Source organism: Mycobacterium palustre (assembly GCF_002101785.1).
In the GTDB taxonomy this organism is placed as follows: Bacteria; Actinomycetota; Actinomycetes; order Mycobacteriales; family Mycobacteriaceae; genus Mycobacterium; species Mycobacterium palustre.
This window is the reverse complement of sequence record NZ_LQPJ01000004.1, coordinates 21,501-43,157: the sequence shown is the minus strand read 5'-3', so window position 1 is coordinate 43,157 and position 21,657 is coordinate 21,501. Positions and strand designations below refer to the sequence as shown.

Sequence of the window (21,657 nt, the reverse complement as noted above, 5' to 3'; positions counted from 1 at the left end):
AACACTCAACGCCGCCACAGCGCACTCAGCGGCCTACCACCCATCAGCCGCCTGTAACCAACGTTATGGCCGGGTACACCTAGTGGGCGCCGTTGCCGGTGCTTCGGTGCTGCAGCCACGCCTTGGTGCGGCCCGGGTGGTGGGTGGCGAGCCAGGCCACCCCGACGTCGCGGCAGAAGTCGATGTCCTCGTACTCGTCGACGTTCCAGCAGTACACCGCCCGCCCCTGGGCCACGGCGCGGTCCACGAGCTGCGGGTAGTCCTTCAACGTCGGCAATGACGGTCCCACCGCGGTCGCGCCGACCGCCGTGGCCGCGGTGCTGGTCAGGTAGCGAGCGGTCCTGCCGAGCAGCACGGTCGGCAGCATCGGCGCGGCGCGGCGAATCCTCCAGACGGCGGCCGCCGAAAACGACATCACCACCGCGCGCGACCGGTCGGCCGAGGGCGGCGCGGCGATGCCGAAGCGGTGCAGCGCCGCGAGGAGTTTGCTTTCCACCAGCGAGCCGTAGCGGACCGGGTGCTTGGTCTCGATGAAGATCTTCACCGGCCGGCGCCAGTCCAAAACGAGCGACACGAGGGCGTCGAGCGTCAGCAGGCTGGTGTCACCGTGCGCCCCGTCCTCCCGCCAGCTGTCGTGCCACGCGCCGTACTCGAGCTTGCGGAGTTGCGCCAGGGTCATAGTGCTGACCAGACCGGCTCCCGTCGACGTCCGGTCCAGGCGGCGGTCATGCACGCACACCAGGTGGCCGTCGCGGGTCAACCGCACATCGCATTCCACGCCGTCGGCGCCCTGCTGGAGCGCGAGATCGTAAGCGGCCAGGGTGTGTTCGGGCCGAGCGGCCGAGGCGCCCCGGTGAGCGACGACATACGGATGCCCGGCGAGCACCTCGTCGGCCCAGGTCATACCCCTATGCTGCCGGTTCCTGCCCCTCCAACTCAACCGGGCCACCCGATGCCGGCGCGGCGGGCCGCGGCGGGCCCTCCGTGGGGACGACGACCCATCGGTGCGCGGGCCGCTCGACGGGTTTGCGCTCGAACCCCTCGAATACCCGGCCCGCGGCGGCCAGCGTGACGGCCGCGAGCAGGTAGGCGAACACCATCAGCACCGTGTTGTTGGCGATGCCCTGGGCGTCGGGGGCAAAGCTGGTCGCGATCGCGAAGGCCGACACCAGGTAGCTGAGCACCCACGCCACCCACCACTCGACGATCGGCCTGCGCAGCCGGGCGTAGTGCTCCTCGACGATGGCCAGCTCGATGACGAACACCGGCGCCCACAGCAGATTGGCGAGCGGAACGGCGCAGCCCGCCCACAGCGCCCGAACGGAGCGCGGCTCGGGCAGGCCGTGATGGGCGAACACGGCGGCCCGCCGCGCGATCAGCCAGCGGATCAGCAGCACACCGGAGACGATCACCGCCGCGATCGCGCCCAGGCTGGCCAGCACGCCCAGCCAGTCCGCGGCGAACGCGACGATCGAATTCAGCAGGGTGTTCCGGTTGACCACAAGCAGCACATACCGCACGACGTAGACCAGGGCGGTGATGCTGAGCACCAGCACGCTCAAGAACAGCCCGGTTCGCACGACGGGCGCCGATGGTGCTGTCCGCGTTGGCTTTTCGACCGTCGCCGGCGCCTGGTCGACGCGGTCGGCCAACCCCCAGCGCGGGATCACCGTGTAGCGCGGGGTGGGGCCCAGGGGCCGCCGCCCGTGCCGCGGCGGCGGCGCGGAGCCCGGGCGCACCGCGATCCAGCGGAAGCCCGCCGGCAGGCGCGGGGTGCGCTGCCAGGCGGTCGCCGCGGGAACGGGGGCCGTCGGCCCGGCCTGCGCGCCCCACCGCGGGTCGGCCGGCGGCGCGTCCGGCAGGGGCGCCATGAGCGCGCCCCGGCAGCGGGGGCACCACTCGCGCCGCCGCTCGCGCACGTTCCACCGCGTGCCGCACTGGGAGCACACCTGGATCACCGGACCAGACTAACGCCGCCGCCCACGCCGGCCGCGGATGCGGCCCGGCCGCGCAGGCGCGCGGTTGCTCGGCACCCACCGCGCCGATCGGCAACACCGAAAGCCGCCCACCCTATCCACAGTTTCCACAGGTTTATCCACAATTGGTGCATGGGTGTTCGCGGCATCGGCACAGCCCCCGCCGCGTGCCCGGCTTCGCCACTGTGGATAACACCCGGCTGGTACAGCTGTGCCATAAACAGGCCCAGGCGCGACCCGAGCGAAATGCATTGTCTTGCTAAGCATCGCCACGGCGGCGCCCGGCGGGACCGGCCCGGCGGCGGCTGTCTCCGCGCGCCGCGCCCGCCGTCGAGCAACACAGGCGCACCGCCGTTACGCAGGGCGTTTTTCAACCCCACTGCTAGCGGTTATGATCACCGTCACGAAAAATGGTTGTGACTCACCTCACTCGAGGTGAACGTGCAGGCGAAAGGCGCTTAATGGCGACGCATTCGTTCGGTCCCGGTTCCCCGGCCCCGTCGAACTCATACTCTGGCTCGCCTGCGTGGAACCATAGTTACAGCATCGCCGCCCTGCGTGCCGCTCTGATCGCGCTGGCGTTGCTCGCGGTTCTGGCCGTCATCGTCTTGTCTTAAATCGCGCCCGAGCGGGTAACCCGGGCCCCGCCCCGTTGCGGTCGTCCTTGCGGCACGCGCGGTCATGGAGCAGGGTTGACTGGTGAAGCTCGGGGCCCAGGCCGCCGCGTGGCCGACCCCGCGCGACTGCGCGTCAAGCACGATCACAATCGAAGAAAGGAATGCCGTGGCTGAATACACCCTGCCCGACTTGGACTGGGACTACGCAGCGCTGGAACCGCACATCTCCGGTCAGATCAACGAAATCCACCACAGCAAGCACCACGCCGCCTACGTCAAGGGTGTCAACGACGCCCTGGCCAAACTCGAAGAGGCGCGTGCCAACGACGACCACTCGGCGATCCTGTTGAACGAGAAGAACCTCGCGTTCCATCTCGGTGGCCACGTCAACCACTCGATCTGGTGGAAGAACCTTTCGCCGGACGGCGGCGACAAGCCGACCGGCGACCTCGCCGCCGCCATCGACGACGCGTTCGGGTCGTTCGACAAGTTCCGCGCTCAGTTCAGCGCGGCCGCCAACGGCTTGCAGGGATCGGGCTGGGCGGTGCTCGGCTACGACACCCTGGGCAGCAAGCTGCTGACCTTCCAGCTCTACGACCAGCAGGCCAACGTCCCGCTCGGGATCATTCCGCTGCTGCAGGTCGACATGTGGGAGCACGCCTTCTACCTGCAGTACAAGAACGTCAAGGCCGACTACGTCAAGGCGTTCTGGAACGTGGTCAACTGGGCCGACGTGCAGGCGCGGTACGCGGCCGCGACCTCCAAGACCCAGGGCCTGATTTTCGGCTGAGGCCAGTGTGGTGGAGGCCGGGGCGCCGCGCGGATCGCGTGCCGCCCTTGCCTTTCCCCGGCACGTTCGAGGTTTTCGATGAGCGGGTATTACCTGCCGTGTCGAGTTGCACCGCGCCGAAGCCGCAGGCATGCTGGGTTATTCGAGCTACCAGTGTGGTTATTCGGACGGAGAAGTCACGCGGGAGGCCGAGATGGAGACCGGTTCAGACCGTCCTATAGGGGTTTCGCCGTTCCACGCCCGTGGCGCGCTGAAAGGGTTCGTGATCTCCGGGCGTTGGCCCGATTCGACCAAGGAATGGGCCCAGCTGCTGATGGTGGCCGTCAGGGTCGCGTCGCTGCCCGGATTGCTTTCCACCACAACGGTGTTCGGGGCTCGCGAGGAGTTGCCCGACGAACCCGAGCCGGGCACCGTCGGCCTGGTGTTGGCCGAGGGCACCGTCTTCGGTGAAACCGCCATCCAGCCCGGGCATTTCGCCGAGCATCAGCCGCCGGCGCTGCTGATGCTGCACCCGCCGTCGGAGACGACGCCGTCGCTGCCGGAATGCAGCGGGGCCGCGTCGGGGTGCGTGCTGCTGCCGGGGTTGCCGTACCTGGGATTGGAACATCGCGCGGCCTGGGTGGAAGCCGAGGCCGACGGAACCATCACGTCGATGGTGAGCCGCGTCGGCGTCGATCCGATCAGCCATCCCGACACGGCCATCTTGGCGATGCTGCTTGCGGCGTAACGGAATTCGGATGCGCTGAATCGGCCCCCGAATCACAAATTACGGGTCTCCGAACTTCCCCGCCTCCCTGGCGTTCGCCAAATCGGCCCGCTAGCCTGAACACCGTCAGCGAAGGGGAGTAGCCCCGAATCGTCGTGTCGACATACTGGCGCACAGCCCGGCCGACGAACCGGTCCCGGCGGACCGGTGGGCGAGACCTTCGACCGATGTTCGGTGGCCCTTCCGGCGCCGACGACGTGTCGAAAGGTCGCCTCCCATGCTCGCCGCCACTTTGGTCACGCTCGGTGTGGTCTTCCTCGCCGAACTCGGCGACCGCTCCCAGCTCATCACCATGACCTTTGCGCTGCGCTACCGATGGTGGGTGGTGCTGGCGGGTGTGGCGATCGCGGCGTGCCTGGTGCACGGCGTCTCGGTGTCGATCGGCCACTTCCTGGGCGCCACGCTGCCGGCCCGGCCGATCGCTTTCGCGTCGGCGGTCGCCTTCCTGCTCTTCGCGGTGTGGGCGTGGCGCGAAGGCGCCGGCGACGGCCAGGCCGTCGCGACCGTCCGCGAACCCCGCTTCGCGTTGCTCACGGTGGTGTCGTCGTTCGTCCTGGCCGAGATGAGCGACAAGACGTCGCTGGCCACGGTCACCCTTGCGAGCAACCACGACTGGACCGGCGTGTGGATCGGCTCGACCCTCGGCATGGTGTTGGCCGACGGCTTGGCGATCGGCGCGGGGACGCTTTTGCACCAGCGCCTGCCCGCCAGGCTGTTGCACGTCCTGGCAAGCCTGCTGTTTTTGATCTTCGGCCTGTGGATGTTGTTCGACAGCGCGCTGGGGCTGCGCTCGGTCGCCATCACCGTGACCGCGGCGGTGGCGTTGATCGCCGCGGCCGCGGCGGCCGCGCAAACCGCTCGACGGCGCAGGAAAGAAGCCGCGATCGCCGGGAGGCCACCGGACGTCAACTAAGGCGCCGTCGCGCCACCTTCCCCTCGCACCGCCGTGCCCCGCATCCGCCCCGGAGGTATCGCCGCGGGCGATTATGTGCACCCTCGGCCCGTTTTGTACGCGTGTTCCCTACTTGACAGCAAATGATGTCGCCGCGAGCTCCGCGTCGCCTGCCGATTGCGGTGCGACTGCCCGGCATCCTCGCTCGCACCGCCGGACCGGGCGCCGGCGCGGCGGCCCGCCACCATCGCGCCGACGCCGAATTCTGCGGATAACCTGTGAAGTTCGCCGAGTTAGTGGACACCTCAGCGAATTGGTTAGACGCTCGTCAAGTGGGGGTTTGGCAAGCGTCAGCAATGGAGGTGTCGACCGCCCAGGGGTTTGCACCTGGTTGCGGGCCCAATCCCTCGCTACCATGATCAGCAAATACACTTAGGTAATAGTTCACTTCTACAGCCCAGTGGAGGTCTTATCGATGAGCACGACGTTCGCCGCCCGCCTGAATCGCTTGTTCGAGACGGTGTATCCACCCGGACGCGGGCCGCACACCTCGGCGGAGGTGATCGCAGCGCTCAAGGCGGAGGGCATCACGATGTCGGCTCCCTACCTGTCCCAGCTACGTTCGGGCAACCGCACCAACCCGTCAGCGGCGACCATGGCCGCCCTGGCCAACTTCTTCCGCATCAAGCCGGCCTACTTCACCGATGACGAGTACTACGAGAAGCTCGACAAGGAGTTGTCCTGGCTGGCCACGATGCGCGACGACGGCGTGCGCCGCATCGCGCTGGGCGCGGCCGAGTTGTCTGCGGAGGCCCGGCAGGAGATCGCGGAGCGCGTCGACGAGCTGCGGCGCGCCGAGCGCGCCACCGCATAGCCCGTAGCACATCTCGACCTGGAAAGCTGGGCCCGGCCCCTTCCGATTAGGGTTGGCTTTCGAATCGTGCACGAGCGATAGACACCGTTAGCCAGCGAGATCACCGGGAGGCGGCCGGGAATGGCCCTGTTTGGCAAGCGAAAGAGCCGCGCGACGCGTCGCGCCGAAGCCCGCGCGATCAAGGCCCGCGCCAAACTCGAGGCCAAGCTGGCCGCCAAGAACGAGACCCGCCGGCTCAAGGCCGAACGGCGCGCCGCGGAAAAGGCGCTGCGGGCGCAGATCAAGTCGCAGCGGGACAGCGACCGCACCGCGCTGAAGGTCGCCGAGGCCGAGCTCAAGGCCGCCCGGGAAGGCCGGCTGCTGTCGCCGACCCGGATCCGCCGGGTGCTGACGGTGGCCCGGCTGCTGGCCCCGATCCTGACGCCGTTGGTCTATCGGGCAGCCATGGCCGGCCGCTCGATCATCGACCAGCGCCGCGCCGATCGGCTCGGGATCCCGCTGGCCCAGATCGGCCAGTTCTCCGGGCATGGCGCCGAGCTGTCGGCCCGCATCGCCGGGTCGGAGAAGTCGTTGCGCCTGGTGCAGGAGAAGAAGCCCAAGGACGCCGAGACCCGGCAGTTCGTCGCCGCCATCACCGAGCGGCTCACCGACCTTTCCGCGGCCGTCACCGCCGCCGAGAACATGCCGGCGGCGCGGCGCCGGGCGGCCCACGCAGCGATCTCGTCGCAGCTCGACGGCATCGAGGCGGACCTGATGGCCCGCCTCGGGCTGGCCTGACCGCGCCGCCGGGAGATCCCGTGTCATCGCAGCACCAGCGGATTGTTCGCGTCCTAACGCCGGTCGTCGCGGCCGCCGCGCTCTACGTCGGCTCGGCCGCGGCTTGCCCCGCCGCGTGGGCGCACGTCCATGCCAGCGCGGACAACCCAGTCCGCGGCGCTAGGGCGACCGTCACCTTCCAGGTGCCCAACGAGTCGGACAAGGGCGCGGCGACCACCGCGCTGACCGTCACGCTGCCCAACGTGGCCTCGGCCAGCACCGAGGCCATGCCGGGATGGACGGCCAGGCTGGACCGCGACGCGGCGTCGGGCTCCGTCCGCTCGGTGACCTGGACGGCCGCGCCCAACGCCGGCATCGGCGTGGACCAATTCGCGCTGTTCCGCATCGCGGTCCAGTTGCCCGACGCCGAGACCGTCAGCTTCCCCGCGGCGCAGACCTATTCCGACGGCACCGTCGTCAACTGGGACCAGCCGCCGCAGCCGGGCGGCGGCGAGCCCGAGCACCCGGCGCCCATGCTGACGCTCGGCGGAAGATCGCCGGCGTCGCACGTGCACGGCGCTCCCCCGCGGTCGGAATCGCCCGACACGACCGCCCGCGCCCTGGCCGGGGTGGCCCTGGCGGTGGCCGCCGCCGGCCTCGCGCTCGCGCTGGTCCGCCGACGGTCATGAGACGAGAGGCCCTCGCCGGCTGCGCGGGGCTGCTGCTGGCCGCCGTGATGCTGACCGCCGCCCTGACCGCCCCGGTGGCGTCGGCCCACGCCGCGCGGGTGTCGGCCGAGCCCGCCGACAACGCCACCGTCGCGACCGGGCCCCAGCGGGTCAGCGCGACCTTCAACGAGCGATTGCAGACCACGTTCGCCGCCATGACGGTGGTCGGTCCCGACGGGAACGTGTGGTCGACGGGGGACCCGACCGTGCAGGGCGCGGTCGTCGGTGTAGGCCTGCGGCCCCTCGGGCCGGCCGGCACCTACACGGTCAACTACCGGGTGACGTCGGCGGACGGGCACGTGGTGTCGGGGTCCTGGTCGTTTCGCCTCACGGTGCCCGGCACCGGCACGCCGGGGCCCGCCGCCACCGGCGCCCGGCCGGGCGGCCACCCGCCGGTGTGGCCGTTCGCGGTGGCGACGCTGGCGCTCGTCGCGGCCGCCGGGGCGTGGGCGGCGCGCCGCCGGCGCTGACGACCCTGCTGGCCAAGGCGCCGCAAGCCCCCCTGGCATGATGGGACCGAGCAACCCGGTGCCCGCAATCACTTCAGAAAGCTGCAAAGGAGCGGCCGCATGGCAGACCCGCAGGACCAACCCAACGGCGAACCCGAGGGCGCAGCGACCCCGCCGGAGAAGAAGCCGCCCGCCAAGGCCGCCAAGAAAGCCCCTGCGAAGAAAGCGCCCGCCAAAAAGGCCGTCGCGAGGAAAACTCCCGCCAAGAAGGCACCGGCGAAAAAGGCTCCCGCCAAAAAGGCACCGGCCGCCGGCCCCGAACCGGCCCGGGACGCGCAGCAACGAATCGAAACCAACGGCCAGCTCGCGGCCGCCGCCAAAGACGCCGCGGCCCAAGCCAAGTCGACCGTGGAGGCCGCCCCGAACCCGGTCTCACCGGCCGTGCCGGCGCGCGAAGAAAGCGTGTTCCCCACGCCGTGGGCGGTCGCGCTGGCGGTCAGCCTGCTGGCCGTCCTGCTGATCCGTCAGCTGCGGCGCCGCTGACGTGTCCGTCTCCTTCAAGCCCACCGCCGACCTCGTCGACGACATCGGGCCCGACGTCCGCAGCTGCGACCTGCAGTTCCGCCAGTTCGGCGGCCGCTCCGAATTCGCCGGGCCGATCAGCACGGTGCGCTGCTTCGAGGACAACGCGCTGCTGAAGTCGGTGCTTTCCAGCCCGGGGAACGGCGGTGTGCTGGTGATCGACGGCGCCGGCTCGCTGCACACCGCGCTGGTCGGCGACGTCATCGCCGAACTGGCGCGGTCCAACGGCTGGGCGGGGCTGGTGGTCAACGGCGCGGTGCGCGACGCCGCCGCGCTGCGCGGCATCGACATCGGCATCAAGGCGCTGGGCACCAACCCCCGCAAAAGCAGCAAGACCGGGGACGGGGAACGCGACGTCGAGGTCACCCTGGGCGGGGTGACGTTCGTGCCCGGGGAAATCGCCTACAGCGACGACGACGGCATCGTTGTCGTCTGACGGTCAAACAGCAACCGGCGCAGGTTTCTTCGCAAACCGCAGGCCCTCGTCGTCGATCTTGCCGTGCCGGATCGTCCGCATGTCGAAGAAGTAGTTCTGTTTGAGCCGCCACGGCGCCCGCGATCCCGACTTGGGCAGCAGGTGCATCGCACGCTGGAAATACCCGGGGTTGAAGTCCATGAACGGCAGCACGTCGACGTCGTTGCCGGGGTGCTGCGGCTCCACGGTGTCGAAACCCTTGGCGTCCATGTAGTTCAGCAGCCGGCAGACGAACTCGGACACCAGGTCGGCCTTCAGCGTCCAGGACGCGTTCGTGTAACCGAAGGTGATCGCGAAGTTCGGAACGTCGGAGAACATGCAGCCCTTGTAGGTCATCAGCGTGGTCAGGTCGAAGGGCTGACCGTTCCTGGTCGGCTGCACGCCACCGAGCAACTGCATGTTCAAACCCGTTGCGGTGACGATGATGTCGGCCTGCAACTCCTCACCGGAGGTGAGCCGGATCCCGGTCTTGGTGAACCGGTCGATGGTGTCGGTGACGACGTCGGCCTTGCCGTGCCGGATGGCCCTGAAGAAATCGCCGTCGGGCGCCAGGCACAGCCGCTGGTCCCACACGTTGTAGCGCGGCCCGAAGTGCTTCTCGACGTCGTAGCCCTTGGGCAGGCGCCGCTGGGCCATCGTCATCAGCGTCTTGCGCATGTAGGCGGGCCGCTTCCGCGACAGCTGGTACTGGAAAGTGCTGAACGCGATCGCTTTCCAGCGATTCGCGATGTGGGCTAGGCGGTCCGGCAACAGCCGGTTGGCCCGAACGGCGAACGGGTCGACCGAGGGCAGCGAGCCGATGTAGGTCGGCGAGCGCTGCAGCATCGTCACATGCCCGGAACCGGAGTTCACCAGCGCCGGGATCAGGGTGATCGCGGTGGCGCCGGACCCGATGACGATGATCTTCTTGCCGGCGTAGTCCAGGTCCTCCGGCCAGTGCTGCGGGTGCACGATCGTGCCCTCGAAGTCTTTCGCTCCCGCGAAGGTGGGCGAATAGCCCTCGTCGTAGTTGTAGTAACCGGTGCAGGCGAACAGGAACGAGCAGGTGATCTCGCTCCGCTGGCCGTCGTGCTCCACCGTCACGGTCCAGCGGTTGTCGGCGTCGGACCAGTCGGCGGCCAGCACGCGGTGGCGGTAGCGGATGTGCCGGTCGATCCCGTTCTCGACCGCGGTTTCCCGGATGTAGTTTTTGATCGATTCGCCGTCGGCGATCGACTTGGCCGAGTGCCACGGCTTGAACCGGAACCCGAGGGTGAACATGTCCGAGTCGGAACGGATGCCCGGGTACTTGAACAGGTCCCAGGTGCCGCCCAGGTCGGCGCGGCGTTCGAGGATTGTGTAGCTCTTGGTCGGGCAGCGGTTTTGCAGGTGCCAGGCCGCGCTCACGCCGGAGATGCCGGCGCCCACGATGAGGACGTCGAGATGCTCAGTCATGCGGGCCACGTTATCAACGCGGTGTCGAGTCAGTCAACGGCCTGTCGAAATTCTCGACCACGTGTAAAGTGGCGGCCGTGACCACCGCCGGCCAGACCCGCGCCCTGCGCGGCCGTCGCGCCATCCGCCCGTCGGGCGACGACCGCGAGCAGGCGATCCTGGCGACCGCCGAGCGCCTCCTCGAGGAGCGCGGCTTCGCCGCCATCTCGGTCGACGACCTGGCCAAGGGCGCCGGCCTGTCGCGGCCGACGTTCTACTTCTATTTCAAGTCCAAGGAGGCGGTGGTCCTCTCGCTGCTGGAGCCGGTGATCGCGCGCGCCGACTCCGAGTTCGACGGCGCCATCCAGCGGCTGCCCGCCGACCCGCGCCGGGTTTGGCGCAACGGCATCAAGGCGTTCTACACGGCCTTCGCCTCGAACCGCGCCCTGGCGCGGGCCGCGACGGAGGCGCTGGCCTCCAGTTCGGAGCTGCGGGCGGTGTGGTCGGGCTACATGCAGAAATGGATCGACCAGACGGCGGCCATGATCACCGCGGAACGGGCCCGCGGCGCCGCGCCCGAGACCATCCCGGCCGCCGACCTGGCGACCTCGCTGAACCAGATGAACGAGCGCACCATGATGGCCGCTTTGTCCGCCGAGACCCCGGCGGTCGACCAGGACCGGGTCGTCGACACCCTCACCCACATCTGGGTCAGCAGCATCTACGGCGAGGCCGGCTAAGCCGCCTCTCGATATCGTCGGGGCCCGGTGCGAACATATGTTCGTGCGGTGCGACGCCTCCATTCTGCACGCCGACCTCGACTCCTTCTACGCGTCCGTCGAGCAGCGCGACGATCCGACGCTGCGCGGCCGGCCGGTGATCGTCGGGGGCGGCGTGGTGCTGGCGGCCAGTTACGAGGCCAAGGCGTACGGCGTGCGCACGGCCATGGGCGGGGCGCAGGCCCTGCGGCTGTGCCCCCACGCCGTCGTGGTCCCGCCCCGGATGAGCGCCTACACGCGCGCCAGCGACGCGGTGTTCGAGGTGTTCCGCGACTGCACGCCGCTCGTCGAGCCGCTTTCCGTCGACGAGGCGTTTTTGGACGTCGGCGGGCTCGGCCGGGTCTCCGGCACGCCGGTGCGGATCGCCGAGCGGCTGCGCGCCGACGTCCGCGAGCGCGTCGGCCTGCCGATCACCGTCGGGGTGGCCCGGACCAAGTTTCTCGCCAAGGTCGCCAGCCAGGAAGCCAAGCCCGACGGGCTGCTGCTGGTGCCGCCCGACCGGGAGCTGGCCTTCCTGCGCCCGCTGCCGGTGCGGCGGCTGTGGGGCGTGGGCGCGGTGACCGCCGAAAAGCTGCGCGCCCACGGCATCGCGACCGTCGCCGACGTCGCCGACCTCGGCGAGTCCACGCTGGCCGCGCTGGTGGGCGGCGCGATGGGCCGCCAACTGTATGCGCTGTCGCGCAACGTCGACCGCCGCCGGGTGACCACCGGCGTGCGCCGCCGATCGGTCGGCGCGCAGCGCGCGCTGGGCCGCGCCGGCAACCGCATGTCGGCCGCCGAGGTCGACGCGGTGGTGGTCACCCTGATCGACCGGATCACGTCGCGGATGCGCACCGCCGGGCGCACCGGACGCACCGTGGTGCTGCGGCTGCGGTTCGACGACTTCGGCCGGGCGACCCGCTCCCACACGCTGCCGTGGGCCACCTCGGCGACCCGGCCCATCCTGGCCGCGGCCCGGGGGCTGGTCGCGTCGGCGCAGCCGCTGATCGCGGAGCGGGGGCTGACGCTGATCGGCTTCGCGGTCTCGGGCATCGACCGCGGCGGCGCGCAGCAGCTGATGCTGCCGTTGGGCGCGGCCCGAAGCGAGCTCGCCGCCGACGACCTTGACGCCGCGATCGACCGGGTGCGCCACCGCTACGGCAAGTCGGCGCTGACGCCCGCGGTGCTGGTCGGCCGCGACGCGGGCCTCGAGATGCCGCACCTGCCGGACTGAGTTTCCCGGCGCTCTCGGCACGAGAGTGCACCGGAGGCACCCAACCGGCCTTCAGAATCGTGCTCGAGCCGGCGCGGCTGAGAGGAGCGCTCTGCGGAGGGAATCGATGTCGATCGCGCCCTCGGTTCCGGCGCGGCGGCGTTGCCGTCGTTGACCGCGTTGGCGCCGGCCGGGGCCGAAGAGGTGTGGATTCAGGCCGTCATGGCGTTCGCGGCTGAGGCCCAGGCGATGCCGGCCCTCACTAGGCCGACCCGGCCCACTCCAGCAACGTATCGGCCGGCCACGTGTTGACGATCCGGTCCGCGGGCACGCCGGCGTCCAGCGCGCGCTGGGCGCCGTAGCCCAAAAAGTCCAGCTGCCCGGGCGCGTGCGCGTCGGTGTCGATGCTGAACACGCAGCCGATCTCCAGCGCGAGCTTGAGCAGGCGCATCGGCGGGTCGCGGCGCTCCGGGCGGGAGTTGATCTCCACCGCCGTCCCATGGTCGCGGCAGGCGGTGAACACCGCCTCGGCGTCGAACTGCGATTCGGGCCGGATGCCGCGGCCGCCGGAGACCAGCCGCCCGGTGCAGTGGCCCAGCACGTCGGTGTGCGGGTTGGACACGGCGCGGACCATGCGCCGCGTCATTCCCGCGGAATCCATCGACAGCTTCGAATGCACGCTGGCCACCACGACGTCGAGACGCTCGAGCAGCTCGGGCTCCTGGTCCAGGCCGCCGTCCTCGAGGATGTCCACCTCGATGCCGGTCAGGATGCGCATCGGCGCGAACTGCTCGCGCAACCCCTCGATGACGTCGAGTTGCTTGCGCAACCGCTCCGGAGACAGCCCCTTGGCGATCGTCAGGCGCGGCGAATGGTCGGTCAGCGCGCAGTATTCGTGGCCCAGCGCGGAGGCGGTCGCCATCATCTCGTCGATCGGCGCCGACCCGTCCGACCAGTTCGAGTGCAGGTGTAGATCGCCGCGCAGCGCCGATCGGATGTCACCGCCACCGAGATATGCTGCGGCGGCGCGCAATTCGACGAGCATGTCGGGTTCGCGGCCAGACCAGGCCTGGTCGATCACCTTGGCGGTCTTGGGCCCGATGCCCGGGATCGTCTGCCAGCTGTTGGCCTGGCCGTGCCGCTCCCGCGTGGCGTCGTCGAGCCCCTCGATGATGTCGGCGGCGTTGCGGTAGGCCATCACCCGCCGGGGGTCGTGGCGGCTGCGGTCCTTGTAGTAGGCGATCTCGCGCAGGGCCGATACCGGATCCATGACTCCAGTGTGCCCGGCCCGGTCATCCGGCCGGCCGGCGACGAGGGCTCACCGACCGGCTCAGTTTAGTTGCCCTTCATAAAGACCGACTAACGTCGGTGGCATGCGATTCGCGTTCAAAACCTCACCCCAAAACACCACCTGGGCCGACATGCTGGCCGTCTGGCGGGCCGCCGACGGCATCGAGGTCTACGAGTCCGGGTGGACGTTCGACCACTTCTATCCGATCTTCTCCGACAGCGCCGGCCCCTGCCTGGAGGGCTGGACGACGCTGACCGCGCTGGCGCAGGCCACCGAGCGGCTGCGGCTGGGCACCCTGGTCACCGGCATCCATTACCGCCACCCCGCCGTGCTGGCCAACATGGCCGCCGCGCTCGACATCATCTCCAACGGACGCCTGGAGCTGGGCATCGGCGCCGGGTGGAACGAGGAGGAGTCGGGCGCGTACGGCATCGAGCTGGGCACCATCAGGGAGCGCTTCGACCGGTTCGAGGAGGCCTGCGAGGTGCTGACCAGCCTGCTCAGCCAGGAGACCACGGACTTCGCCGGCAAGTACTACCAGCTCAAGGGCGCGCGCAACGAGCCCAAGGGTGTGCAGCGCCCGCACCCGCCGATCTGCATCGGCGGCAACGGGGAGAAGCGCACGCTGCCGATCACCGCCCGCTACGCCCAGCACTGGAATTTCGTCGGTGGACCGCCGGACTTGTTCGCCCGCAAGCGTGACGTCCTGGCCGCCGAGTGCGAGAAGATCGGGCGCGACCCGAGGGAGATCACCCTGTCGGCGCACCTGCGCCTGAACGAGGACCGCAACTACGAGAAGGTCCTCGAGGAGGCGGCCGGCCTGGCCGCCGCGGGCCTGAACCTCGGCATCATCTACATCAACCCGCCGCACGACCCCGCGGTGCTGGAGCCGATGGCGGAAAAGATCCGGGATTCGGGGCTCTGGGACGCGGCGGGCTGACCCCCGCGTCGGGATGACAACGCTGTAAGTCCGGCAAACCCGTCGCGCGCCGGCGCTGCGCCGGCGGGGACGACTACACGCCGAAGAGCACCAGCTCCTCGGCGGTGATCAGGCGCTCGTTCTTGGCGGGAAACTCGCGGCTCTTCATCGGGTGGCGAAACCAGGACCAGGCTATTCGCCCCATCCGCGACCGAGGTACTGGGTTGACATGCACAGTGATCACTCCTGCGATCGGTCCGATCTATGGGACTCCCCCGAGACGAGCCCGCAATGAATCCATTAGACAACAGCGGGCTGGCAAACATGGGCAGAAACGCCGAATCGGTTCCGCGTGTTTCTGGTGTGACTGGTGTGACTACTGGAGGGGGACGGTCGTCGGCTTGATCGGCGCCGGCAGCGCGGTCGAGCCCATCAAGTAGCGGTCCACGCCCGCCGCGGCGGCCCTGCCCTCAGCTATCGCCCAAACGATCAATGACTGGCCACGACCCATGTCACCGGCAACGAAAACGCCGGGAACCGAGGTGTCGAAATCGGCGCCGCGCGCGACGTTGCCGCGCTCGGTGAGCTTCACGCCGAGGTCGGTCAGCAGGCCGTCCTTCTCCGGGCCGACGAATCCCATCGCCAGCAACACCAAATCGGCCTCGAGCTCGAAGTCGGAGCCCTCGACTTTGACGAACTTGCCGTCCTGCATGGTCACCTCGTGCGCCTTGAGGGCGGTGACGTGGCCGTCCTTGCCGACGAACTCCTCGGTGTTGACCGAGAACACCCGCTCGCCGCCCTCTTCGTGCGCCGACGACACCCGGTACATCAGCGGGTAGGTGGGCCACGGCGTCGACGCGGCGCGCTCGTCCGGCGGCCGCGGCATGATCTCGAACTGGTGCACCGCGACGGCGCCCTGCCGGTGCACGGTGCCCAGGCAGTCCGCGCCGGTGTCGCCGCCGCCGATGATGACGACCTTCTTGCCCTTGGCGGTGATCGGCGGCTCGCCGTCGGGCCCGAGGACGTCGTCGCCCTCCTGGACCCGGTTGGCCCACGGCAAGAACTCCATCGCCTGGTGCACGCCGTCCAGCTCGCGGCCGGGCACGGGCAGGTCGCGCCAGGCGGTGGCGCCGCCGGCCAGCACCACCGCGTCGAACTCCGCACGCAGCTGGTCGGCGGTGATGTCGACGCCGACGTTGATCCCGACCCGGAACTCGGTGCCCTCGGCGCGCAGCTGCTCCAGGCGGCGGTCCAGAACCCGCTTTTCCATCTTGAATTCCGGGATGCCGTAGCGCAGCAGCCCGCCGATGCGGTCGTCGCGCTCGAAGACGGTCACGCTGTGACCGGCGCGGGTGAGTTGCTGCGCGGCGGCCAGGCCGGCCGGCCCCGAACCCACCACGGCGACCTTCTTGCCGGTCAGCTTGTCCGGCGGCAGGGGCACCACGAAGCCCTCGTCGAAGGCGTGGTCAATGATCTCCAGCTCGATCTGCTTGATCGTCACCGGATCCTGGTTGATGCCCAACACGCACGCCGGCTCGCACGGCGCCGGGCACAGCCGGCCGGTGAAGTCCGGAAAGTTGTTGGTGGCGTGCAGCCGCTCGATGGCGTCGCGCCAGCGGCCGCGGCGCACCAGGTCGTTCCATTCGGGGATCAGGTTGCCCAGCGGACATCCGTTGTGGCAGAACGGAATGCCGCAGTCCATGCAGCGGGCCGCCTGGTGGCGCAGCGTCTCGTCGTCGAAGTCCTCGTAGACCTCGTTCCAGTCGCGCAGCCGCAGCGGCACAGGCCGGCGCCGCGGCAATTCCCGATGCGTGTATTTCAGGAAGCCGGTGGGGTCAGCCATGCGCGGCCGCCATGATCGCCTGGTCCACGTCCACGCCGTCCCGCTCCGCCTCGGCGATCGCCTGCAGCACCCGCTTGTAGTCCCGCGGCATCACCTTGACGAAGCACGGCAGCTGCCCGGACCAGTCGTCCAGGATGCGTTGCCCCACAGCCGAGTCGGTGGCGTCGACGTGCGCCTGGATGGTGGCCTGCAGGTACTCCACGTCGTCCTCGTCCAGCGGTTCCAGCTCGACCATTTCGGCGTTGAGGTTTGACGGCAACTCGCCCCGCGGGTCGTACACGTAGGCCACGCCGCCCGACATGCCCGCCGCGAAGTTGCGACCGGTCCGGCCCAGGATGACGACCTTGCCTCCGGTCATGTATTCGCAGCCGTGATCGCCGACGCCCTCGACCACCGCGTGGGCGCCGGAGTTGCGCACCGCGAACCGCTCCGCGACCACGCCGCGCAAATAGACCTCCCCGCTCGTGGCGCCGAACAGGATCACGTTGCCGCCGATGATGTTGTCCTCGGCGACGTAGTCGGCCGGCGCGTTGTCCGACGGCCGCACCACGATCCGGCCACCAGACAGGCCCTTGCCGACGTAGTCGTTGGCGTCGCCGTAGACGCGCAGGGTGATGCCCCTGGGCACGAAGGCGCCGAAGCTGTTGCCGGCGGACCCGTCGAAGGTGATGTCGATCGTTCCGTCCGGCAAGCCCTCGGCCCCATAGGCTTTCGTCAGCTCGTGGCCGAGCATGGTGCCCACGGTGCGGTTGACGTTGCTGATCGTGGTGGAGAACCGGACCGGCTTGCCCGAATCGAGCGCCTCGCGGCTCATCACGATCAACTGCTGATCGAGTGCCTTGTCCAGCCCGTGATCCTGCCGCGAGCTGCAGTACAGGTCCTGGTTCATGAAGGCCGACTCCGGCGCGTGCAGCACCGGCGTCAGGTCCAGCTTGTGCGCCTTCCAGTGCGCGCGGGCCAGCGTGGTGTCCAGCGAGCCGACCTGGCCGACGGCCTCGTTGAAGGTGCGGAAGCCCAACTGCGCCATGTATTCCCGCACTTCTTCGGCGATGAACATGAAGAAGTTCTCGACGAACTCGGGCTTGCCGGTGAACCGCGCGCGCAGCACCGGGTTCTGGGTGGCGACGCCGACCGGGCAGGTGTCTAGGTGGCACACCCGCATCATGATGCAGCCCGAGACCACCAGCGGCGCGGTGGCGAAGCCGAATTCCTCGGCGCCCAGCAGCGCGGCGATCATCACGTCGCGGCCGGTCTTGAGCTGACCGTCCACCTGGACCACGATCCGGTCACGTAACCCGTTGAGCAGCAACGTCTGCTGGGTCTCGGCAAGGCCGAGTTCCCAGGGGGCGCCGGCGTGCTTCATCGAGGTCAACGGGGTGGCCCCGGTGCCGCCGTCGTGCCCCGAGATCAGCACCACGTCGGCGTGCGCCTTGGAAACGCCCGCCGCGACCGTTCCGACGCCGTTCTCGGAGACCAGCTTGACGTGCACCCGCGCGGCCGGGTTGGCGTTCTTCAGGTCGTGGATCAGCTGCGCCAGGTCCTCGATGGAGTAGATGTCGTGGTGCGGCGGCGGCGAAATCAGGCCGACGCCGGGCGTGGAGTGGCGGACCTCCGCCACCCACGGGTACACCTTGTGGCCCGGAAGCTGGCCGCCCTCACCGGGTTTGGCGCCCTGGGCCATCTTGATCTGAATGTCCGAGCAGTTGGTCAGGTAGTGCGAGGTGACCCCGAACCGGGCCGAGGCGACCTGCTTGATCGCGCTGCGGCGCCAGTCGCCGTTGGGGTCGCGCTCGAAACGCTTGGCGTCCTCGCCGCCCTCGCCGCTGTTGGACCGGCCGCCCAGGCGGTTCATAGCGATGGCCAGCGTCTCGTGCGCCTCGGCCGAGATCGAGCCGTAGCTCATCGCGCCGGTGGAGAAGCGCTTGACGATCTCGCTTGCCGGCTCCACCTCGTCGAGCGGCACCGGGGGCCGCACGTCGCCGCGGAACTTCAGCAGGCCGCGCAGCGACGCCATCCGCTCGCTCTGGTCGTCGACCAGGCGGGTGTATTCCTTGAAGATCTTGTACTGCCCGGTGCGGGTGGCGTGCTGCAGCTTGAACACTGTCTCGGGGTTGAACAGGTGGTACTCGCCCTCACGGCGCCACTGGTATTCGCCACCCACCTCCAGCTCGCGGTGGGCGCGCTCGTCCGGCCGGTCGAGGTAGGCCAGCTTGTGGCGGGCGGCGACGTCGGCGGCGATGTCGTCCAGGGTGATGCCGCCGGTCGGGCAGCTCAGCCCGGTGAAGTATTCGTCGAGCACGTCCTCGGAGATGCCGACCGCCTGGAACAGCTGGGCGCCGGTGTAGGAAGCGACCGTCGAAATGCCCATCTTGGACATGACTTTCAGCACGCCCTTGCCGGCCGCCTTGACGTAGTTGTTCAAGGCCGTGTTGCGGTCTATCCCGTTTGCACCGCCGTCGAAGAAGCCGCGGTCAAGCATGTCCTCGATCGACTCGAACGCCAGATAGGGGTTGATCGCCGCCGCGCCGAAGCCGACCAGCGCCGCCATGTGGTGCACCTCGCGGGCGTCACCGGTCTCGACCACCAGGCCCACCTGGGTGCGCGTGCGGTCGCGCACCAGGTGGTGGTGCACCGCCGCCACCGCCAGCAGCGACGGGATGGGGGCCAGCCGCTCGTCGGATTCGCGGTCGGACAGGATGATGACCCGGGCCCCGTCGGCGATCGCCGCCGACGCCTGCGCGCGCACGTCCTCGATTGCGGCGGCCAGCCCGGCGCCGCCGTCGGCGACGGGGTACAGGCAGCGAATCACCTTGGAGCGCATGCCGTGTGGCCGCCCGTCGATCTTGTCGTCGGGGTTGAGGTTGATCAGCTTGGCCAGCTCGTAGTTACGCAGGATCGGCTGCTGCAACACGATCTGGTGACAGGAGTTCTCGTCCGGGTTGAGCAGGTCGCGCTCGCCGCCGGTGGTCCCCTGCAGGCTGGTCACCACCTCCTCGCGGATGGCGTCCAGCGGCGGGTTGGTCACCTGGGCGAACAGCTGCTGGAAGTAGTCGTAGAGCATGCGGGGCCGCTGGGACAACACCGCCACCGGGGTGTCGGTGCCCATCGACCCGATCGGCTCGGCGCCGGAGCGGACCATCGGCGCCACCAACAGGTTGAGCTCCTCGTAGGTGTAGCCAAAGATCAACTGGCGCTTGACGAGTCGCTCGTGCGGCATCCGGACGTACTCGCCCGACGGCAGGTCGTCAAGGGGAACCAGGCCCTTGTCGAGCCACTCCTGGTAGGGGTGCTCGGCGGCCAGCTCGGCCTTGATCTCCTCGTCGTCGACGATGCGGCCCTGCGCGGTGTCCACCAAAAACATCCGGCCCGGCTGCAGGCGCATCCTGCGGACCACCTTGGCCGGGTCCAGGTCCAGCACCCCGGCCTCGGAGGCCATCACCACCAGGCCGTCATCGGTGACCCAAATTCGCGAGGGGCGCAGACCGTTTCGGTCCAGCACGGCGCCCACGATGGTCCCGTCGGTGAACGTCATCGATGCCGGGCCGTCCCACGGCTCCATCAACGACGCGTGGTACTGGTAGAACGCCCGCCGCGCCGGGTCCATCGACTCGTGGCGCTCCCAGGCCTCCGGGATCATCATCAAAACCGCGTGGGCGAGGCTGCGGCCGCCCAGGTGCAGCAGTTCGAGCACCTCGTCGAAGCGGGCGGTGTCCGACGCCCCGGGGGTACAGATCGGGAACAGCTTCTCGACGTCGTCGCCGAAGACGTCGGTCTTGATCAACGCCTCCCGGGCGCGCATCCAGTTCTCGTTGCCCGTGACGGTGTTGATCTCACCGTTGTGGGCGATGCGCCGGAACGGATGTGCCAGCGGCCAGGACGGGAAGGTGTTGGTGGAGAACCGCGAGTGCACGATGCCCAGCGCGCTGGTCAGCCGATCGTCTTGCAGGTCAAGGTAGAACGCCTTGAGCTGCGGGGTGGTCAGCATGCCCTTGTAGATGAACGTCTGACCGGAAAGACTTGGGAAATAAACGGTTTCGCGACCCGGGCCGTCCTGCCCGGGGCCCTTGGTCCCGAGCTCGTGTTCGGCGCGCTTGCGCACCACGTACGCGCGGCGCTCCAGCGCCATGTCGGACGCACCCGCGATGAACACCTGGCGGAACGTCGGCATCGCGTCGCGCGACAGCGCACCCAGCGACGAGTCGTCGGTGGGCACGTCGCGCCAGCCCAGCACCTGCAGGCCCTCGGCCTCGACGATCTTCTCCACCGCGGCGCAGGCGGCGGCGGCGTCCTTGGACGACTGCGGCAAAAACGCGATGCCCGTGGCGTAGCTGCCGGGCGGGGGGAGCTCGAAATCCACGACCTCGCGCAGGAAGGCGTCCGGGACCTGAATCAGGATGCCCGCGCCGTCACCGCTGCGCGGCTCGGCGCCCTGGGCGCCGCGGTGTTCGAGGTTGAGCAGCGCGGTGATCGCCTTGTCGACGATGTCGCGGCTGCGCCGGCCGTGCATATCGACGACCATGGCAACCCCGCACGCGTCGTGCTCGAACGCGGGGTTGTATAACCCGACGCGCTTCGGCGTCATATGCACCTGACCCTTCACCAAAACGTTCTCGCTGCCATTACGAGCGGCTCCGACGGGGCCGCAACCCCGGAGGGTTGCGGGCTTCGGACCCCTTAGGCCCCTTCGGTCTTGTCGATAGGCTGTCCCCAAGCGGAGCTGGTCCGATCAGGGATTCGTCCGTGCAGCGCTGAACGGGGGCTTGGAACCGGTCTCGACAAGTCGTAAAACGATATGACAATACCCGCCTGACATGCCAACTTCGTTAAGTCTAGCCGCCGACCGGCAGCGCCGTAAATTCGCTGCAGCCAACGACCGGCGACGCCGCCGACGTGCTGTTTCCGGTCGATACTTTTCTCGCCCCACCGTCGATGCTACCGAATCACCAGCCATGTCTGCCAATCCCGCGAGTTTGCTGTGACGATGCCCACGTGGCACCGAATGGCCGCCCGCGCCGCCCGCGGGCGTGCTCAGCGAAAGACCGGTATCGCGGTGGCCTCGCGGCCCGAAGTTTGCGCGCTGTTCGGCCGAGCCGGTGGCGGCGCGGGAGGCGATACTTAACACAAATTTCTCCGCGCGGTCGGCCCCGCGCGAGGATCGATTCCCGGCAGTCGAGGAGCCCATGAACGAGCGCGACGAATTCCTGCGGGACCGTCTGCAGCCCGACCTGCCCGGCGTCGACGCCGGGCAGGTCGGGCTGCAGACGGTCCCGCAGGAATTCGTCGCGCTCGTTCATGGGCTCCTCGACTGCCGGGAA

The 21,657-nt window shown here is 69.3% G+C and carries 19 protein-coding genes; 13 read left to right on the top strand and 6 right to left on the bottom strand.

Annotation, left to right across the window (positions count from 1 at the left end):
* Nucleotides 1-79: 79 nt before the first annotated feature.
* Both AWC19_RS00380 and AWC19_RS00375 read right to left on the bottom strand, forming a co-directional pair.
* Nucleotides 80-904, bottom strand: coding sequence for a glycerophosphodiester phosphodiesterase (locus AWC19_RS00380; protein ID WP_085076111.1), 825 nt, complete (start codon nucleotides 902-904; stop codon nucleotides 80-82).
* A 4-nt stretch (nucleotides 905-908) separates the two neighbouring features.
* A complete protein-coding gene (locus tag AWC19_RS00375; RefSeq protein WP_085076112.1) occupies nucleotides 909-1,958 on the bottom strand; it encodes a DUF4328 domain-containing protein in 1,050 nt (349 codons plus the stop codon).
* An 801-nt stretch (nucleotides 1,959-2,759) separates the two neighbouring features.
* On the opposite strand from AWC19_RS00375, the gene AWC19_RS00370 reads away from it, so the two are divergent.
* From AWC19_RS00370 to rraA, 9 genes are all read left to right on the top strand, one after another.
* Nucleotides 2,760-3,383 (top strand): superoxide dismutase, encoded by a 624-nt coding sequence (locus tag AWC19_RS00370; protein WP_085076126.1) that lies wholly within the window; start codon nucleotides 2,760-2,762, stop codon nucleotides 3,381-3,383.
* A gap of 193 nt (nucleotides 3,384-3,576) precedes the next feature.
* A complete protein-coding gene (locus AWC19_RS00365) occupies nucleotides 3,577-4,110 on the top strand; it encodes a peptidase (RefSeq protein ID WP_085076127.1) in 534 nt (177 codons plus the stop codon).
* Between the two features lie 256 nt (nucleotides 4,111-4,366).
* Entirely contained in the window at nucleotides 4,367-5,062 is a 696-nt protein-coding gene (locus AWC19_RS00360; protein WP_085076113.1) for a TMEM165/GDT1 family protein, read from the top strand.
* 454 nt (nucleotides 5,063-5,516) lie between these two features.
* Entirely contained in the window at nucleotides 5,517-5,915 is a 399-nt protein-coding gene (locus tag AWC19_RS00355; RefSeq protein ID WP_085076114.1) for a transcriptional regulator, read from the top strand.
* A 120-nt stretch (nucleotides 5,916-6,035) separates the two neighbouring features.
* Nucleotides 6,036-6,692: a DUF6474 family protein gene (locus AWC19_RS00350; protein ID WP_085076115.1), complete on the top strand. Its 657-nt coding sequence runs from the start codon at nucleotides 6,036-6,038 to the stop codon at nucleotides 6,690-6,692.
* A gap of 20 nt (nucleotides 6,693-6,712) precedes the next feature.
* Nucleotides 6,713-7,360 (top strand): YcnI family protein, encoded by a 648-nt coding sequence (locus AWC19_RS00345; protein ID WP_085076116.1) that lies wholly within the window; start codon nucleotides 6,713-6,715, stop codon nucleotides 7,358-7,360.
* Nucleotides 7,357-7,869 carry a copper resistance CopC family protein gene (locus AWC19_RS00340; protein ID WP_085076117.1) on the top strand — a complete coding sequence of 171 codons (513 nt, stop codon included), beginning with the start codon at nucleotides 7,357-7,359 and terminating at the stop codon, nucleotides 7,867-7,869. The genes AWC19_RS00345 and AWC19_RS00340 overlap by 4 nt, the downstream gene beginning before the upstream one ends.
* A 99-nt stretch (nucleotides 7,870-7,968) precedes the next feature.
* Nucleotides 7,969-8,391: an Rv3852 family protein gene (locus tag AWC19_RS00335; RefSeq protein WP_085076118.1), complete on the top strand. Its 423-nt coding sequence runs from the start codon at nucleotides 7,969-7,971 to the stop codon at nucleotides 8,389-8,391.
* A gap of 1 nt (nucleotide 8,392) precedes the next feature.
* Nucleotides 8,393-8,866 (top strand): ribonuclease E activity regulator RraA, encoded by a 474-nt coding sequence (gene rraA / locus AWC19_RS00330; RefSeq protein ID WP_085076119.1) that lies wholly within the window; start codon nucleotides 8,393-8,395, stop codon nucleotides 8,864-8,866.
* 3 nt (nucleotides 8,867-8,869) lie between these two features.
* On the opposite strand, the gene AWC19_RS00325 is transcribed toward rraA, so the two are convergent.
* The gene (locus AWC19_RS00325; protein ID WP_085076125.1) at nucleotides 8,870-10,339 is read right to left on the bottom strand and encodes a flavin-containing monooxygenase; all 1,470 of its coding nucleotides are present in this window, start codon (nucleotides 10,337-10,339) and stop codon (nucleotides 8,870-8,872) included.
* 77 nt (nucleotides 10,340-10,416) lie between these two features.
* Between AWC19_RS00325 and AWC19_RS00320 the strand changes: the two genes are divergently transcribed.
* The 3 genes from AWC19_RS00320 (at nucleotide 10,417) to AWC19_RS28720 (ending at nucleotide 12,601) form a co-directional block, all read left to right on the top strand.
* Nucleotides 10,417-11,058, top strand: coding sequence for a TetR/AcrR family transcriptional regulator (locus AWC19_RS00320; RefSeq protein WP_085076128.1), 642 nt, complete (start codon nucleotides 10,417-10,419; stop codon nucleotides 11,056-11,058).
* Nucleotides 11,059-11,095: 37 nt separating this feature from the next.
* Nucleotides 11,096-12,310, top strand: a complete 1,215-nt coding sequence (dinB, locus tag AWC19_RS00315; protein WP_085076120.1) for a DNA polymerase IV — start codon at nucleotides 11,096-11,098, stop codon at nucleotides 12,308-12,310.
* A 102-nt stretch (nucleotides 12,311-12,412) separates the two neighbouring features.
* Nucleotides 12,413-12,601 carry a PE domain-containing protein gene (locus tag AWC19_RS28720; protein WP_142280894.1) on the top strand — a complete coding sequence of 63 codons (189 nt, stop codon included), beginning with the start codon at nucleotides 12,413-12,415 and terminating at the stop codon, nucleotides 12,599-12,601.
* On the opposite strand, the gene AWC19_RS00310 is transcribed toward AWC19_RS28720, so the two are convergent.
* Entirely contained in the window at nucleotides 12,552-13,559 is a 1,008-nt protein-coding gene (locus tag AWC19_RS00310; RefSeq protein WP_085076121.1) for a PHP domain-containing protein, read from the bottom strand. The genes AWC19_RS28720 and AWC19_RS00310 overlap by 50 nt on opposite strands.
* 103 nt (nucleotides 13,560-13,662) lie before the next feature.
* Here AWC19_RS00310 and AWC19_RS00305 point away from each other — a divergent pair, with 103 nt between their 5' ends.
* Nucleotides 13,663-14,520, top strand: a complete 858-nt coding sequence (locus AWC19_RS00305) for an LLM class F420-dependent oxidoreductase (RefSeq protein WP_085076122.1) — start codon at nucleotides 13,663-13,665, stop codon at nucleotides 14,518-14,520.
* A 355-nt stretch (nucleotides 14,521-14,875) separates the two neighbouring features.
* Here AWC19_RS00305 and AWC19_RS00300 read toward each other — a convergent pair whose 3' ends face one another.
* Together AWC19_RS00300 and gltB are read right to left on the bottom strand one after the other, a co-directional pair.
* Nucleotides 14,876-16,342, bottom strand: a complete 1,467-nt coding sequence (locus AWC19_RS00300) for a glutamate synthase subunit beta (RefSeq protein ID WP_085076123.1) — start codon at nucleotides 16,340-16,342, stop codon at nucleotides 14,876-14,878.
* The gene (gene gltB / locus AWC19_RS00295) at nucleotides 16,335-20,924 is read right to left on the bottom strand and encodes a glutamate synthase large subunit (protein WP_085076124.1); all 4,590 of its coding nucleotides are present in this window, start codon (nucleotides 20,922-20,924) and stop codon (nucleotides 16,335-16,337) included. The genes AWC19_RS00300 and gltB overlap by 8 nt, the downstream gene beginning before the upstream one ends.
* Nucleotides 20,925-21,657: the final 733 nt, after the last annotated feature.